This window comes from Lewinella sp. (genome assembly GCF_050633125.1).
Lineage (GTDB): Bacteria > Bacteroidota > Bacteroidia > Chitinophagales > Saprospiraceae > Lewinella.
In genome coordinates, this window is record NZ_JBOEFX010000112.1 from 12,430 (window position 1) to 27,761 (window position 15,332).

Consider the following 15,332-nt stretch of genomic DNA (forward strand, 5'->3'; position numbering starts at 1 on the left):
TTTAGAGGGTACCAAGAATGGTGTTATCTAATCGAACAGGATTATCATCGCTACCATCATCACAATCGTGTAAGGTGGCTGTCGGGTAAATACTGGTCAGGTCGGAAAAAATTCGCAGAAGTACTTCATGCCGGTAGGCTACTGCTATCCACTCGGAATAGTAGGCCAGCCAACGTTGGAGAAGGTCGTCCCAGCGTTCATCGTTTGCATCAAGCCCCTGAAGTGGGCAAAATGAGGGATCGTTAGTAAGTGCGGTCGTTAAATCACTGCGGAAGGGTTGCCATACTTCTGCATCAATACGGCTTGCCAGGCTGGGGATATCCGCCAGATCAGCTTCTTCTTCCACCAGGCTGCTGATCCAATTCCGGAAACGGTCTCCGAAATAAGCCAGCAATAACTCGGCACAGTGGCAATTGTTTTCTTGCCCAGTTGTGCTTTGCAGCCACAACTCGGTTTGTCTTTGTAGTTGGGCGTTGAGGGGCTGCCATAAGAAAGGGCTATTAGCTTCCAGCCAGTTGCACCAGGCGATCTCAAAGCGGTCAAACTGGTGGGCTTGGACCGCCAAAGTCACGAAATGATCCAGCAAAAGATCATGAAGGGTATCCCAAGCCTCATCGGTGCCCAAGCAAGGGAAATCTGACGATGCTAAATCTGCAAAAAGTATCCGCAGGTCCTGTGCCCAAGCGGCATAAGGACGGTAGGTAAGCAACCTGCTTTCCATCCAGGGCTGAAACAAGGCATCGAAGCCATCGTACAGCTCTACTGCGCAACTACAAGCTGCTGCTTCCTGTTCTGCACCAAAGAAGGGCAGCAAAACATTGCTTAATTGAGAAAATATAGGCGCACACTCGTCTTTCTCGACCGTTCGGTTGCCTACCCAACAAATTTTGGGCAGCAAATAAGAAGGCGTCTCCCTGCGAATGGTTTGATCGGCAAATTGCCGTAAATCAATATCGTAGCTAAAGGGTGCCAAACTTCCTTGCAGAACGTACGTTAATCGGAAAGAATAAGGGTCTTCCTCGCCGCAGTGGGTACAATCATCGGGCAGGCAAACGGGCATTAACGGGCTCCCCGGAAATACCGGACGTAGCAACAAATGCTCGACTGGAAACAGCCGTTCTTTTGCCAAAATATCAGTAGCAAATGCAATTACATCTGCAGCTACCACACCAGTGGCCAGCATAGCAATCGGCAAGCCGTTTTCATCTTCAAGTATAGGGTCACCGTTGCCGTCGGTGCCGTACCGACTCAAGGTGGTACTATTGGCAATGATATCTCCAATCAGTGCCCAGGTGAGGTCTTCCGCAGCTTCACCCGTGGTAGCGGTAATTACGTCCACTTCTTCTAGCAGCAAGCCCGCTCCGCTGACACGCGTATCGTTGAGCGTAAAGCTCGCTTCAAAAACACCCTGGTTATTGGTAATCTCTACCGCAAAATAGGCCCGTAGCGTCTCCATTCCCAGTAGGCGACTTATTCGGTCACTTATTCCTGCCTGGTTGCGGGGATCACACCAACGACCGTCATAGCGGTAATTAAAAGCCCGGCCTCTATCAGCACTGATTCGCGGATAAAAGCGCAGGAAACGAATCTTGTCCCGGATCAATTTATCCGCAGCAAAGGGTATCCGGTCTTCATTGGCGTGAAGCATCAAGGCGTAATCCCGAAATTGCTCTCCGAAGCGAGCCAAAAGGTGATCTAAAAACCGATTACGACGGTCTTGAAAAACCGCTGCCGATTCGGTAATTTCCCGAAGGTTGTCTTCAGTGGCTTGTGCCGTTACCAAATCCGTATAATCAGCAATTTCCGTTGGAACGGCTGCTGCATCAAAGAAATGAGAAAAGTAAGTTCGGTCTACTGTTTCATCGGTCGAAAAGAGGTCTGGCGTGTGCGCCAATTGCTCCGTCATATCCGCCAAAAGCTGTTCAAACGGCAACAAGTACCCCTTTAGTTGGTGAGCTTGCGAACGTCGGGCGTCGGTAGCACGTGGTGGCAAGCCAACCGTACCGATACCGTAAGTTTGTGGTAGTGTGTGCTGCACAGGTTCATAGTTGGCCAAATCACGGTGTACGCCTACGGGGATTGGAAAATCACGCTCCGCCAACGGTAGTTTACCGCCAATATCAGTGCTTCGCAGCTGGGCCAAAATCGCCCGTACCTCGTCCATTCTGGCGAGGAAGGGCAAACCGTTTTTATAAAACAAAACCCTTGATGCTTCCTGATAAAGCTGAGCGATATGCAACGCCCGAACAGGAATGCTCCAACTATGGGAAGGCATAATCGGATTCCCTTCGTCATCGTAACGCGTAAATTGTACCTGCTGGATAGCAATGACGCCGGGAATGTCCATCAATTTATTGTACAAATCAGAAATATGAATGACGGAACGTAGCTGTGCCGCCTCTAGGTCTTCTTCCTTGATGAATCCATTCTCCAAGGCGGGGCCTATAAATATATCTTCGGTCGCTAAACCTTCCGCCGTCAATTCCGAAAGGGTATGAAATGGCACTTTAGGATTGAAATGCGTTTCAATCAGGTAGAAGATGTTTGCCAGCACAAATTCGATATCGGCATCTGGTGTAAGTTCTACATCCGCACAAAAAGCGACATCCTCTGTTTGGATACCCTGAATACGGCAGTAATCTTCCCCCAAGTTGCGGAGTTGATGTAATTGGTGTCGGGCCTCCCCTACTGCTACTTCAACCGCCTGTAGTTTTCTGCGGTAACGATCTATTAATCCGCCAGCGGCAGCATTTTCAAAAACAAAAGACTTCAAATCCTCCACATTCAAGACCCGTTTTACGCCCTCGCGGGGAGAGAAAAAGCGCACAGGTACACTGTTCAATTCCAAACTGTGATTGTCACCATTTACCTGAAAAGGAATGACAAGATCAAGGTAAAAGACATTGCGCCAGCCCTGTAGGAGGCCCTGATTAGCCGTGGTTACTTCCTCTGTAGTAGTTCGGTCACGAGAAAATCGCGTCACTCGAATACCTTCATCCGTTGGTTGCCCTTCGTTCAGGGTATTATCACTATCCACTTCAAGCATAAAGCTGGGGTCGGTAGAGATAAACGCTGCGTACAACTCTGGTTGTTCTTTAGACCAATCAGGAAATCGGATTTCGATGGTTAATGCCGCCAAATCCGGCTCACCAATGTCAATATTCAGGGTCTGGACGAGCTTGCGGTTATTCAGATCACCTAGCTCCGCATCTACTTCCAATTGTAGTAAAACGTCATATAGTCCTTTGACAAAAACGGGGTGCTCATGCCCTCCTCCTGTCAGGTTTTTGGGCAACAATCGCCACTGGGGAGCATGGTAGAGTTGGCTGTCCTTGCATTCTGCATAGACGGTCGTTTCACAAGCACATTCTTTACAGAGCAGCCAGGCATTCCGCAAACGCGGTAAATCAATGAGTGATTTCCTAAAATCATTGACTGTAACAGGATTGTTAGTCAGTATCCGCCGAGCGGTAAACAGCGCCTGCCGGAAGCTGATATAACCACTTTGTTCGGTAAGAATATCAGCAATGTCAAACCCGGTACGATACCCCAATTCACTGATGGTGTAAGCCAAAGCTTCCATCAGGGTAATCCCCGGATCATGAGCGTTGTAGTCGGTCCACTGCTCATTACCCAACTCCTGGACGGCAGAAAACCCTTCGGCGCGCAGGGCCCGATAATCTTCCGCTGGTGGCAGTTGCGGATCCTTTAATATGGTCAGGGTCGAATCACTCATGCGTCTCGGTTATCTAGGATGATGTTATTGGGTGTTCCGGTTAGCTGTGGTTGGCAACCACAATCTTCTGTCCATTCGTTATCGGTAGTTCCTTCGATGATCTCAATGTCGTGCTTGCGTGCCGATACCAGAATCGCCACTTGCTTGGTAGGGCGTACCATTTCTACATCGCGTTGCAGCGGATCAAGGGTATGGTTCAAAATCAGGTCTTCAACGTAATCTACATAGGGCCGTTCTTCAATAAAATTGACCAATACAGACTTGTGCATTTTACCTCCAAATTCGATCTCAGCACCACTTCCTGTAGCCCAAGGGGAGAGAAAATTGAGGATTTCCTGGTTGAGGAGTTCTTCATAAAAAGTTTCGTCCAAACCATCAAATAACCGCACCTTAAAACTGGCGACAACGGGCTCGAAGATGGGGTTCCGTACGTGTAACGTAGCTTGGCAAGACATCCGCTTTTTCAGGAAAGCCGCCATCGCTTCTAAATCAGCCAAGCTCACGTAAGGCCGCAAAGGATCAACAGCTCCTTGGTTCTGGAGGTCTGCAATGCCTACAATGGTTACATGCCCAGGTGCCAATTCCCGGTACGTCGGTTGGGGACTACCCGATTCATACCGCAGGTGGTTGAGGCATTTTACTTTATGAAGCTGGGGAAATTTTTGCAGTAATAAGCGTTCATAATCCCACATATTGATGGCGCGATCCTTGTGCCGAAGGCGTTCACTGGTGCGGGTATAATAAGCCGATGGTAGTTCTTCTGCGCTTCCACCGTAAGTGGCATACGGTTGCGCTACTTTCTTGACAGCTCCCACTGCTTGGCGCAATTTGGCGATGGTTCCTGCAGGTAAAGGCAATGCCCCCAACTGCGGATCGTTCTGGTTGTCGATCATGGCTACGGCCATACCTTGGGCATATACCCCAACAATCTGATTGACCGCATCTACTGCCGTCTCAACGGTGGCGCACAACCATGCTTTACCTGTGGGCAAGAGCGTATTATCCTCATTAATATCAGCAGGAATGCTCAGGCGTACCAGCCCACTTTGCAACAAGCCCTGTGTACCATCACTTATTTCCCTTTCGGTAAAAGGCACCCATTCGTTTTGACGGAGATACCACCACCTCAGGTGAGGCTTAGGCTTTGCCAACAATGGATCGGCTGTGCCAGCTGCCACCTGAATGAGGAGCGAAAGCACCTGCGGAGCCTGTAGCCCTTCCACGCCGATCAACCACTCTCCGCCGTCTTTGCCGACATTATTGACAGGGCCATCAGGCGTAGAGGTATTGTACTGACTCACCAGCATGGGTAGTAAAGCCGTTGGCCCAGCGGTGGGTTGCTTCTCGGCCTCCCCAAAAGGATGCAGGTGAAAAAATTCCGCCGTCAAATCCTTATAAGCAGCAGGATTATTGAGCGTAATTTCCTGAGTAGCCGTGTAATCCAATTCTACATCCAACAACTGTGGATCATACAATGATTTGGGCAGGGCAGGATCAGCTCCGGTGCCCTTGGCATAAGCAGCCAGCGCAAGCGGGTATTTCGCATGCCCCCAATCGCCACTTAGGGAAAACCGAAGGAAACCACTGGTAGCTTGATTAGAGTAAGGCTGATTATTCGAAAAATCAGGAACAATGATGCTGTTAGCCCCCAGCTCGATAGCGTTTGTATTTCCCTCCGAAAGTTCAACAGCGGTGGTCGAAGTACCGGGGAGGATATTTTTATCAACCGTGCCCGACCAGGCTCCACTCACCAAAGTACTCAATTGGGTACTTGCTGCTACCCCACTAGTTGTATCCTGATAATAGTTGCTCGTACTTTTCTTCTCTTTCCATGTTAGCCGAAGACCTATCACCGATGCTTTTTGAAAGACTTCTTTATCGCCCAAAATGAATACAGCGCCAGCGCCAGGTGCTGGCCCGAAAGGATGAAAAGGTTTGCTGGCATCCAAAGGGCCCGTACTGCCGCTAAGGGCCATATCCCTTTTTCCGGTTACATCTACCTTCAACGAAAGGCTGGCAGCTTTTAGATTTTTAATAGCCTGGTAAGGAAATGGCACGTTATTTTCGTGTACCAATTCTGCTTTCAGCATCGGGAAATCCGTTTGAAAAGCTCCGCCGTGAATCTTTGCCTGGTACGGCAAAATAGCGGGGTCATCGCCCTCAATGGTCCACTCCAATCGGTACCGACCATCCTCCGGGTCTTGATCAACCGTAATTGTTTTTTCCAACCAGCCTTTTTCGGTCGTGAGGCTTAGCTTAAATTTAACATCAGCCAGCGCATTCATGCCGCTCCCATTAAACTTAAGGCTGATGGTACGGCTTCCTTGTTTCAGGTATAGATAATTGGAAGCTATTGCAAAACCAATCCGGGCAGTGGGCATTTTAATATCCCAGGTCGTCGCATCATCTCCTACTTCTTTATTCCCAAAAGGATGCCATCGGCCATCGGCACTGGTCAGTTCTTCTTCGCCTAAACCATCGGCAGAATTGCTTACGGGAGATGCAAAATAGCGGTTCCGATCACGGCTTTTATAAATGGGGCGCTCTGGGTCACCAAAGCTGTATGCTGCTATATCATTGGGTGCTTTGAAAATGCTTCGAAGGTCTGTCACCTTGGCTTTATTGGCAACAAAGTCTTCTGTTGCAGCAAAAATAATTTCTTGCCCAGTGGCATCTTTTCCTGCCTTAAAGGTCACACCTGCCGCCAGTAAATGCTTATCTACTTGTTTGGCCAACTCTACTGTAAGAAATGCTTTCGGTGGCTTTCCTGGGGCAAATTTCAAACGTAGTACACGCTCGTAGTAAAAACGGAGGTGTCTATCCGTCAGGGTGTTGAGGTAAGCCTGTTCTTTGGATAGCAATCGCAGAAATGCCAAAAAAAGAGCGAAATGCGGTTCATGCTTATTCCAATTGTACAACAAGGATTCCAAAGCCTTTTCCGCTTCTTTGATAGCCAAGACAAAAGCCTGTAGAAATTGCTCATAAACACTCGTAAAAAAGTAATGCCGAACCACAAAACTGACCGAAGTCGCCACAGTAGGGTCTGTTCCAAAAACAGTATCGTCCGCAGCTATTCCCGCCAAGTAAGTTGCCCAATCGGTAGCACCTGACGGCAGCCAATCATCCGTAAACAAAGTCTCAGGAGCTGGTGTGGTATAGAAATCTTCTGTTGGTAACAAGTTTGCTCCCAGCACACGGATTCCCGCGAGTGCAGGGCTTAGCGTCGTTTGCCCATCATCCAACAAGGTCGCCTGAGCGTGCTTGTGCCAAGCGATCCACTTTTGTAATGCAGGCGATAAGTATTTATTCACCCGATTTCGCAATACTTCCTTTATGGGCAAACCTTCCGGAAGCAAACGAATATGGCGATCCAGTTGCCAACTTAGGTTTGTAAAGAGGTCAAAAAGTTGATTTAGATGTTGTTGTAAATGGAGGTTACTGGCAGCGCTACCGTCCTGATATTCCAGTTTTTGCAATTCAATAAACAATTGCCGACTGGCTGTTCGAAAATCATCAATCGGTGCAGCGGCTAAATTTGCCAGAATGATTGCTGGATTAGCGGTCCAGAAATCAGTCCAATCACCTTCAGGCGTGTCTGTGTTATTATAAAACTGAACGAAACGCGCATAATCTCGGACAAAAACTATCCAATCTGCGAACGTTTTTTCATCCACCTTTACATAATCCGGCTGCTGCGCCAGCGGCTGCCGCTCACTCTGGGCCGTTCCGCCGTGGTTGAGGCGGTAGTCGTTCCGGATATCGTTGCAATTACTAGGCATAGTTCTTAAATAGGGTGAGCAGGTGATTAAATGGTTAGGCGCAGGCCAAGGCTATATCGGATTATCAACTTGTGATCCTTCCGTCAAATAGAAGGGGTAGACAAAGTTGAAGCGCGAATTGGTCGCTCGCACCCGATAAGCGATCGTGATAATGAGCACCCCTTCGTTCACACGTTCGGTGTCCAAGAGGATATTCTCTACTTCAATCCGAGGTTCGTAATACAGAATAGCTGTATTGATTCGGTCAAAAATCAAAGTCTGCAAGCCGGTGTCAATGGGTTCAAACAAGAGCTCTTCCATGTTGCTACCATAGTTGGGCAACATGACGCGCTCTCCCAAGGAGGTAGAGAGTAAAATTTCCAGGCTCCGGTCAATATCTTCCTGCCCGGTGGTCATTCGTACTCCTCTGGAAGCCTTTCTAAACGTTGGAGGAAAACTCCATCCCGTTCCTAAAAAATTAGTAGCCGGCTTATTATCGTCCATAGTCTTTTATTTACGCTTATCCTCCAATCAGTACGGTGGTGCAGCCAATGACGATGGTTCCACCATGGGCGGTACTATCGCCTAATCGGGCAGCAGGCATTCCGCCAATCAATACGGTTCCACTCCCTGCCACGATAGCATCTGGTGGCCCGGTACAGAGTGCCTGATCCCCTACCCTTGCGGCCGGAAAGCCACCGATGAGCACCGTCACCTCTCCAGGAGGAATGATCGGCCCTCCCACATGTGGCACAGGGCCATTGGAAGCTGGGCAAACGTGCATATCATTGATTCGAGCAGCAGGTGGCATAGTTTGTTTTTTTAATTAATCTGAACCAGTCCTCCTTTGAGGGTGAGCGTTCCGCTGGCAGCAAATTCGCCAGTGCTTTGGGCATCAATTTTCACGGCCATCCCTTCTGCTTCCAGGTTGGTAGCGGCCTTGAGTACGATATCTTTAATACTCTCCATAGTGATTCCATTACTGTCTAGCACAATTTTATTTCCATGTTGGTCTCCCAGGGTGACAGATTGGTTTTCACCAGAAATATCAATGAGGTTACCATCCGGCGTTTCGAGTAAAATGTTGTTATGCTCATCATTGAAGAGCCATTTCATTCCCGAACGGGAAACAAAACCTCGCTCGTGATTATCTTCAGTAGCATCCAGCGGTGCCGGGCGTGTACTGCTGTTGAGCATCCCCGTAATCACCGGAAAACGGGGGTCATCATTGAGGAAACCGACCACCACTTCATCGCCAATTTCGGGGCGAAAGAAACTTCCCCGGGTATCGCCAGCGTCCAAAACGGCTACGCGTGCCCAGGTGCCATCATCTTCTGTGCTTATCAGCGGCAAACGTATCTGCACACGATGCTCGCCCAGCGGGTCATCATGGATTTGGGTTACGATCCCTATTTGTAGGCCGCTTACCGGAGGGATAATCCCCGCAGCTCGCGGTTGGGTGACTTTAAATCGTTCTGTAAACCAGCTGTCATCCAAGCCAAACTCGGCATCAGTGAGCCAGTTGCCATTATTGATTTCATGGCGAATAGCGGATACAAAAACCTGCCCATTGAAGCGGTCACCTACGCCTTGCAGCGTGACCAATTGCCCTACTTCCAGGCTGGCTATTCCTTGAAATCGTGCTCGCCCCCGAATTCGGGCCAAACGGCTTTTTTGCAGTCGTGCTTTCGACCAATCTTGCAATTCTGCTTCCGAAACATTGCCGCCATGCTGCTGCTGTAACGGATCAATGCCATGTGCGTCCGCTAAATCATTAGCGGTAAGATTTCCTGCATTTGGTGCCGTAAAAGTGCTTTCTTCAGCTTCCGCCAATTCGCTATTCGGCATGCTCCACGCCTTGGAATTGATGGACTTAAACTGGTTTCGAGCATCCATCTGCAAATCCAGACTAAGCAGGTTTCCACCGTAACTCAAACTCAATGCACTGGCTTGGGTGAGGTTGGGCGCTTTTACGCTCAGTGTACCGCCTTCTGTGATACAAATCTTCCCCAAAGCATCTGCCCGCGTGAGGACAAAATCCCAGTTGGTACAATGGTATTGAATGACTTCTGCTTTTGATTCCGTGGTTGCTTCTACCTCTGCGGTTAATCCACTCGCTCTAATGATATCTTCTAGTGCATCGCTTTCTGTTGTGTCACGGAAATAGCGATTTTCCGGATTTAAGGTCATTTTAAAAGCAGGGTCTTTGCACACCACCTCCAGCACTGATCGCTGGTCGCGAACCCGAATGGCATGGCTCACCACGACCCCACTGAATATTTTGTCTTCCGTGCCCTGGTAACCGGCCTTTAGTTCCAGCTCTTTTCCGGGCACAAAGTAATCCTCTTCACTAGCGGTAAAAGTTTGAGCTGCCGGATCACCATCTCTTAAAATCAGCGTTGCCGTTGCGATACGATTAACGGCCTTGTTGACCACTATCGACAAGACCTGAAACTCCCTCGGCACTTCGTTTCCTGCCGAAAGGACGGTAAACGTTGCCACCGAAGGCGCCACCGGAGTTGGTATAATTCTATCGCTTAACATTCTTTTGTTTTAATCTTGATCAAACTTTAGCAAATGGCGGAAAATACAATTCGGTTCCAGCAGGTATTTGGCGGAATTTTGCCAGGTTGTTGACTCTTGCTATTTGAGTTACGTAGGCGGTACTTCCGTAAATTTCTTCACACATATTGGGCAAAGTATCCCCTGCTCTGACCACCCGCTTATGGGTAAGATCCGGAGAAAGTAAATTGGCTTTTGCCAACCTCAGCAGGTCATCAAAACTGCCCTTGAAGCTCACCGTTGCCATAGCACGAATGGGCGTACCATCCGACTTGAATAGCTTGTACTGAATCTGCAATCCGGTAATCCGCCCTTTAAAAATCATCTTTCCCCAGATGATCATAAAATGGCGGGGCTCGTGGGTTTCATCTTCAATATCCAGCAGGAACTTCCGAAACTTATCCATTTCAGAATAGATATCCGGGCGTGGGGTATCGTCTAAAATACCTGTATTATCAAACCACAAATCGCAGGAAAATTCTTCCGGATCATGGCGCGTATACTTGGCAGATGTTCCATCATTACCAGGCGCAGCATCCGTATTGTATTCAATCTTGTAGTCCATCGCATAGGACTCCGGATTGACCAACACCGGCCAAGAAGCTGGTGATGCCGGCTTGCTAAAGGCATTGTCCTTAAATGCCAGGATTCTCATTTTTTCCAACTTCCCGAGGATGTCCATCGCTTAGTATTTTGCTTTTTTACACGGTACTTACCTTTCCTTCTCGTCGGCGATAATGTTCAGCGTTTGTGCTACACATTCCGCCACCAGTGCATCTTCCTTTTTACGGGTTTCCTGCCTGGTGTTTTCCGTACCAGGGGTAGTGTTATTATTATTTTGCGATTGTTCGTTCACATTAATTTTAATGTGGAGTTCTCTGATTTCAACGGGCATAATTACAGGAGTTTATAGTAGCGGTAACTGAGTTCAAGCGTTTCAATGACGATGCTGTTATCCTCGGCATTAAAGTCGCTGACCGACCACCGTTTGGGCCAGGCCCTTACGACGCTCCAAGTGCGTAGCGGCTCATGGTTTTCATTCAGGAGAATTACCTGTATGTCTGTGGGTTCAAAGCTTCGATTTTCAAAAGCATCAATGCACCACTTTACGACCGTAGAATCTACCATCATTCCCCGTTTGAGCACCAGATTACTATAACTGGTACGCACAGGAATTTCGTGAACAAAGCGGTTTTCACCACCTTCGTTAATCGTTTCCGTTTCGTATTCAACACTCAGGCCAGTGACACTCTGAAAGCGAGTATCATTGTCCTGGTCGCTGATTCCAAAGCGAACCGCAAAGTGAAAACCTACCGGTGGGTAAAATGCCATAGTTTAAGGGGGGATTAGCTGACCATACTTAAGCCCTCGTGGGCAATTTCCAGGGTCTCAATGGCGACTTCATTGCCATCGGCTTTCAACTCTGAAGCCTGGTATTTGACGGCAAAACAGTTGGCCAAACGCCAGACCATGGTTGGCTCGTTTTCTTCATTGAGCAACTTTACGATGACATCGCGGCGCTCTACGGTATTCATCTGTACCGTATTGAACCAGGTATAGAAGCTGATGTCCCCCTCGAAGGTGCCCCGTTTGAGGGTTACATTTGCCAGCGCTTCCATGCCAGGCATCTTCAGCTTTGAATAACTTTTGCTGGAACCTTCACGGTATTCAATTACTTCTACGGAACGCTCCAGACCCGTAACTTCAGTAAATCCCAGACGAGCCTCACCCCATTCGATGAGGAAACTAAATTTGGGAAGTGGGTAATTAGCCATATTGGTTTAGATATTGTGTACCAAAAGGGTACGAGCTTAAATTTTTATTGATTAAGACTGAGGCATCATTTGCTCAAAACGAAGCACAATGAACTCAGCCGGGCGTACGATCGCCAGAGCGATCTGAACAATCATCCGGCCATTCAGAACATCATCAGCAGTCATGGTTTTACCAAGGCCTACCGCCACCCGAAAAGCATGTTCTTGTTTGGCACCTTGCAAGGCTCCTGCTCGCCACTGTAGGGTGAGGAAATTTTCGATCATGGCCTGTACCCGTACCCAGGTATTGGCATCGTTGGGTTCGAAAACAAACTGCTCAGCGGCTTTTTTTGTGGATTCTTCAACCATGTTCACAAAACGGCGGACACTTACGTAGCGCCATTCATTGTCGTTGCCAGCCAAGGTGCGTGCACCCCAAACCAGGGTTCCCTTGCCCGTAAAACTGCGGATGGCATTGATAGATTTTCCGGTCGAAGGATCAACATTAAGGTTGGCTAAGGCAGATTGTACATAAGCCTTAGTAGGGCCGACCACCTGATTAAGACTCACATTGGCAGGGGCTTTCCATACACCACGTGTACGGTCAACAGCAGCATATACTCCTACGATAGCCCCACTTGGAGGAACCGCTAGTGGAACCGCGTTAATACCAGCAATAATCGCCCGGTAGATAGGGTAAACAGCACGCAGGTTCTCTTCGGCATCAGCCGTAGCTGTTGCTCCCACAAAACCGAGGTAATTACTCATAGCTGTTGCTAAATCCTCTCGGGCAGTCGCTATATCCACCGCTGTGCTAGCATTAGTCAGTGCTTCATAGGCTGTTACAGCAGCTTGCAGATTGGTAAGCGAAGTAGTATAATTGGCTGGTAAAACCGGAAATGGTGCCGGCACCAAATCGCCATTAATATCGGTATCCATTGCCGTGATCGCTGTATCCAGCGCTGTCGTCATACCGGCAGTGTCGTAGTCAGTTATTAAGAGCAGACTGGCATATTGATCATTAATATCCGAGCGCAGTGTATTAATTGTCCCAATGCCATTGATAGCTAAAACCAAGTCATAATTATCGAGGACATTGGCGATATCTGCGTCTGTATTGATCGTCGCCAAATTGACTGCTGGTAGTGCGCCAGCTCTTACAAAAATATCGCCATTGAGCTGGGCATAACCGATATTCTTAGGCAACAGTCCTTCTATCCAAGGAGTATAGGCAGCGCCATACTTTAGGTTATTGATACCAATTTGCTGGCGAAAATCTACAATATCCTGAAGATCGGCAGGACTGTCATTTTTCAAATCACAAACCGTCACGCGATCCTGTAAGTTGGCACATTGCAGCAAAGCAGCTTTTTGAACATTTCCCAATTCAACATCGGAAAGCAAAACCGCATCCGGAAAAAGTAAAATGGTAGGCTCATCGACACGACTGATGGCTTCCAGTGCTGTTCCGGCACCTGTAAAGTGAGCCTCATCGGCAAAGGGTGCAGTTGTCGCGTAAGGACCAACGGACACGATATAGCAATCACCACCGCCATTGGCATAAAACATCTGAACAGCATGGTGCATATAATACGCCGTGGTAATGTCAGCTCCCGTAAAATTGTCGGCAGCATCCAGCCGAATTTGCGACACGCCTAATGGTGGTGCTACGCCAAAGCGCGTCTCAAACTCCGTAAAAGAAGTAATACGCACAGGCGTGTTTACCGCCATGGGGTTGCCGGATGTATCCAAGGCTTTTTGGGTATAACCCATAAAGGCCGGTATCGCAGTTTCTACCTGGGCAACAGAAGGTGGAAACTTGGGTATTTCTTCCACGTACACACCGGGTATCGCATAGTTATTAGGCATAATAGGATTTATTAGGATCTATCCAATGAAGGATTGATGAAAGTGGTCAATAATTAAGTTAGCCTTTCGTCAAATGGCGCAAATCAGATTAAGATTCCGGCATTTTTTGCTCGAAGCGCAGGATGATAAATTCGGCGGGGCGCACAGGTGCCATAGCAATCTGTACGATCATCCGGCCATTCAAAATATCATCAGCAGTCATGGTTTTACCCAATCCTACAGCTACTTGAAAGGCATGCTCTTGTTTAGCTCCCTGCAGTGCGCCCGCTCGCCACTGAAGGGTCAGAAAGTTTTCGATCATTCCCTGCACTCGCACCCAGGTATTGGCATCATTGGGTTCAAAGACAAACTGCCCGGCAGCTTTCTTCACTGATTCCTCAACCATGTTATAGAAGCGACGAACATTAATGTAGCGCCATTCATTATCGTTACCAGCCAGGGTACGAGCACCCCAAACGAGTACGCCCTTACCTGTGAATGTCCGGATGGCATTGATGGATTTCCCGGCAACGGGGTCTATATTCAAATTGGCCAACTGCCCTTGCGTAAAGCCAGAAGTTGGTTCTGCTACCAAATTAAGACTCACATTGGCAGGGGCTTTCCATACACCTCGGGTACGATCCACTGTCGCGTAGACGCCAGCAATCGCGCCGCTAGGCGGCATCGAGAGGGGTAAACCATTGAGAGCGGCAATAATCGCTTTGTACAGGCCAAAGTTGTTGCGTAAAGCTAATTCTCGGTCTGCCAGTTCGGCTTCCGTTTCTACGCCCAAATTGGCACGGTAAGTCGTGATCAGCGTTTGCGTAGCAGTATCCGTGGTGAGTGCTTCTAAGGCTAAGCCGCCAACACCGTTACGAGTAAAGATGCCCGTGCTCAATTCCTCAAAAGTTAGGTTCTTGGCAAAAGTGGCTTGTAGCCAGGGCGTATATGCGGCGCCGTATTTTAGGTTATTAATACCAATTTCATTGCGGAAGGTAGCTCCTAGCGGGTCTCCCAATAGCGTATCACAAATAGTAAAGCGATCTCCCAATTCCGCACAAAGCTGGAGTGCCCTGACTTGCAGGGACGTGGAGATCCCCCCATCATCATTGCCAGCAGCATCGGGAAAACAGATGAGCGTGGGTTCGTCTACCAGTTCGAGGGCATTGACCCCACTCAATATTTCTCCGGAAACATAGCCGCCGCTAAAGCCGGGAGCCGCCGCAACGGATACAATATAGCAGTCGCCGCCGCCATTGGCATAAAACATCTGCACGGCATGGTGCAGGTAAAATGAGGTACTGATCGTAGCCCCCAGAATGTTGTTATCCGCATCCAGGCGCACCTCCGTCACCGTTAGGCGAGGAGCATTGCCGAAAAGTGTTTCAAACTCGGTCATGGAGGAAATTCTCACCGGCGTATCCTGGGGCAGGGTGCCACCGTTGGCATCTAGCCTGCGTTCCGTATAGCCAACGAAAGCCGGAATTGCTGTTTCTACCTGTGCGACGGCAGGAGGGAATTTGGTGATCTCCTCTACGTACACGCCTGGAATAGCATAATTAGTGGGCATATATCAGATGTTTATGAGTTTTGGCAAAATCATTTTCTTTAATTTTTTTTCTATGCAATACAAAGGAACAGCACGAAAACAAAATGCGATTTTGTTTCCAAAAT

11 protein-coding genes are annotated in these 15,332 nt (G+C 48.5%); all 11 read right to left on the reverse strand.

What is annotated here, in order from left to right; translation table 11 throughout:
• Position 1: 1 nt before the first annotated feature.
• The gene (locus ACRBG0_RS22300) at positions 2-3,736 is read right to left on the reverse strand and encodes a hypothetical protein (RefSeq protein ID WP_431489057.1); all 3,735 of its coding nucleotides are present in this window, start codon (positions 3,734-3,736) and stop codon (positions 2-4) included.
• Positions 3,733-7,515 (reverse strand): baseplate J/gp47 family protein, encoded by a 3,783-nt coding sequence (locus ACRBG0_RS22305; RefSeq protein WP_431489058.1) that lies wholly within the window; start codon positions 7,513-7,515, stop codon positions 3,733-3,735. The genes ACRBG0_RS22300 and ACRBG0_RS22305 overlap by 4 nt, the downstream gene beginning before the upstream one ends.
• Before the next feature lie 51 nt (positions 7,516-7,566).
• Positions 7,567-7,998, reverse strand: a complete 432-nt coding sequence (locus tag ACRBG0_RS22310; RefSeq protein ID WP_431489059.1) for a GPW/gp25 family protein — start codon at positions 7,996-7,998, stop codon at positions 7,567-7,569.
• Between the two features lie 16 nt (positions 7,999-8,014).
• Positions 8,015-8,305 (reverse strand): PAAR domain-containing protein, encoded by a 291-nt coding sequence (locus ACRBG0_RS22315; protein ID WP_020535959.1) that lies wholly within the window; start codon positions 8,303-8,305, stop codon positions 8,015-8,017.
• An 11-nt stretch (positions 8,306-8,316) separates the two neighbouring features.
• Complete coding sequence (gene vgrG, locus ACRBG0_RS22320) at positions 8,317-10,038, reverse strand: type VI secretion system tip protein VgrG (RefSeq protein WP_431489060.1); 1,722 nt, start codon at positions 10,036-10,038, stop codon at positions 8,317-8,319.
• Positions 10,039-10,057: 19 nt separating this feature from the next.
• Complete coding sequence (locus ACRBG0_RS22325; protein WP_431489061.1) at positions 10,058-10,738, reverse strand: CIS tube protein; 681 nt, start codon at positions 10,736-10,738, stop codon at positions 10,058-10,060.
• A gap of 30 nt (positions 10,739-10,768) precedes the next feature.
• On the reverse strand, positions 10,769-10,951 hold the full coding sequence (locus ACRBG0_RS22330; protein ID WP_431489062.1) for a DUF5908 family protein: 183 nt from the start codon (positions 10,949-10,951) through the stop codon (positions 10,769-10,771).
• Positions 10,952-10,953: 2 nt separating this feature from the next.
• A complete protein-coding gene (locus tag ACRBG0_RS22335) occupies positions 10,954-11,388 on the reverse strand; it encodes a phage tail protein (RefSeq protein WP_020535955.1) in 435 nt (144 codons plus the stop codon).
• 14 nt (positions 11,389-11,402) lie between these two features.
• Complete coding sequence (locus ACRBG0_RS22340) at positions 11,403-11,831, reverse strand: phage tail protein (RefSeq protein ID WP_431489063.1); 429 nt, start codon at positions 11,829-11,831, stop codon at positions 11,403-11,405.
• A 51-nt stretch (positions 11,832-11,882) separates the two neighbouring features.
• Positions 11,883-13,679 (reverse strand): phage tail sheath family protein, encoded by a 1,797-nt coding sequence (locus tag ACRBG0_RS22345; protein WP_431489064.1) that lies wholly within the window; start codon positions 13,677-13,679, stop codon positions 11,883-11,885.
• A gap of 88 nt (positions 13,680-13,767) precedes the next feature.
• Complete coding sequence (locus tag ACRBG0_RS22350) at positions 13,768-15,228, reverse strand: phage tail sheath C-terminal domain-containing protein (protein ID WP_431489065.1); 1,461 nt, start codon at positions 15,226-15,228, stop codon at positions 13,768-13,770.
• Positions 15,229-15,332 lie beyond the last annotated feature (104 nt).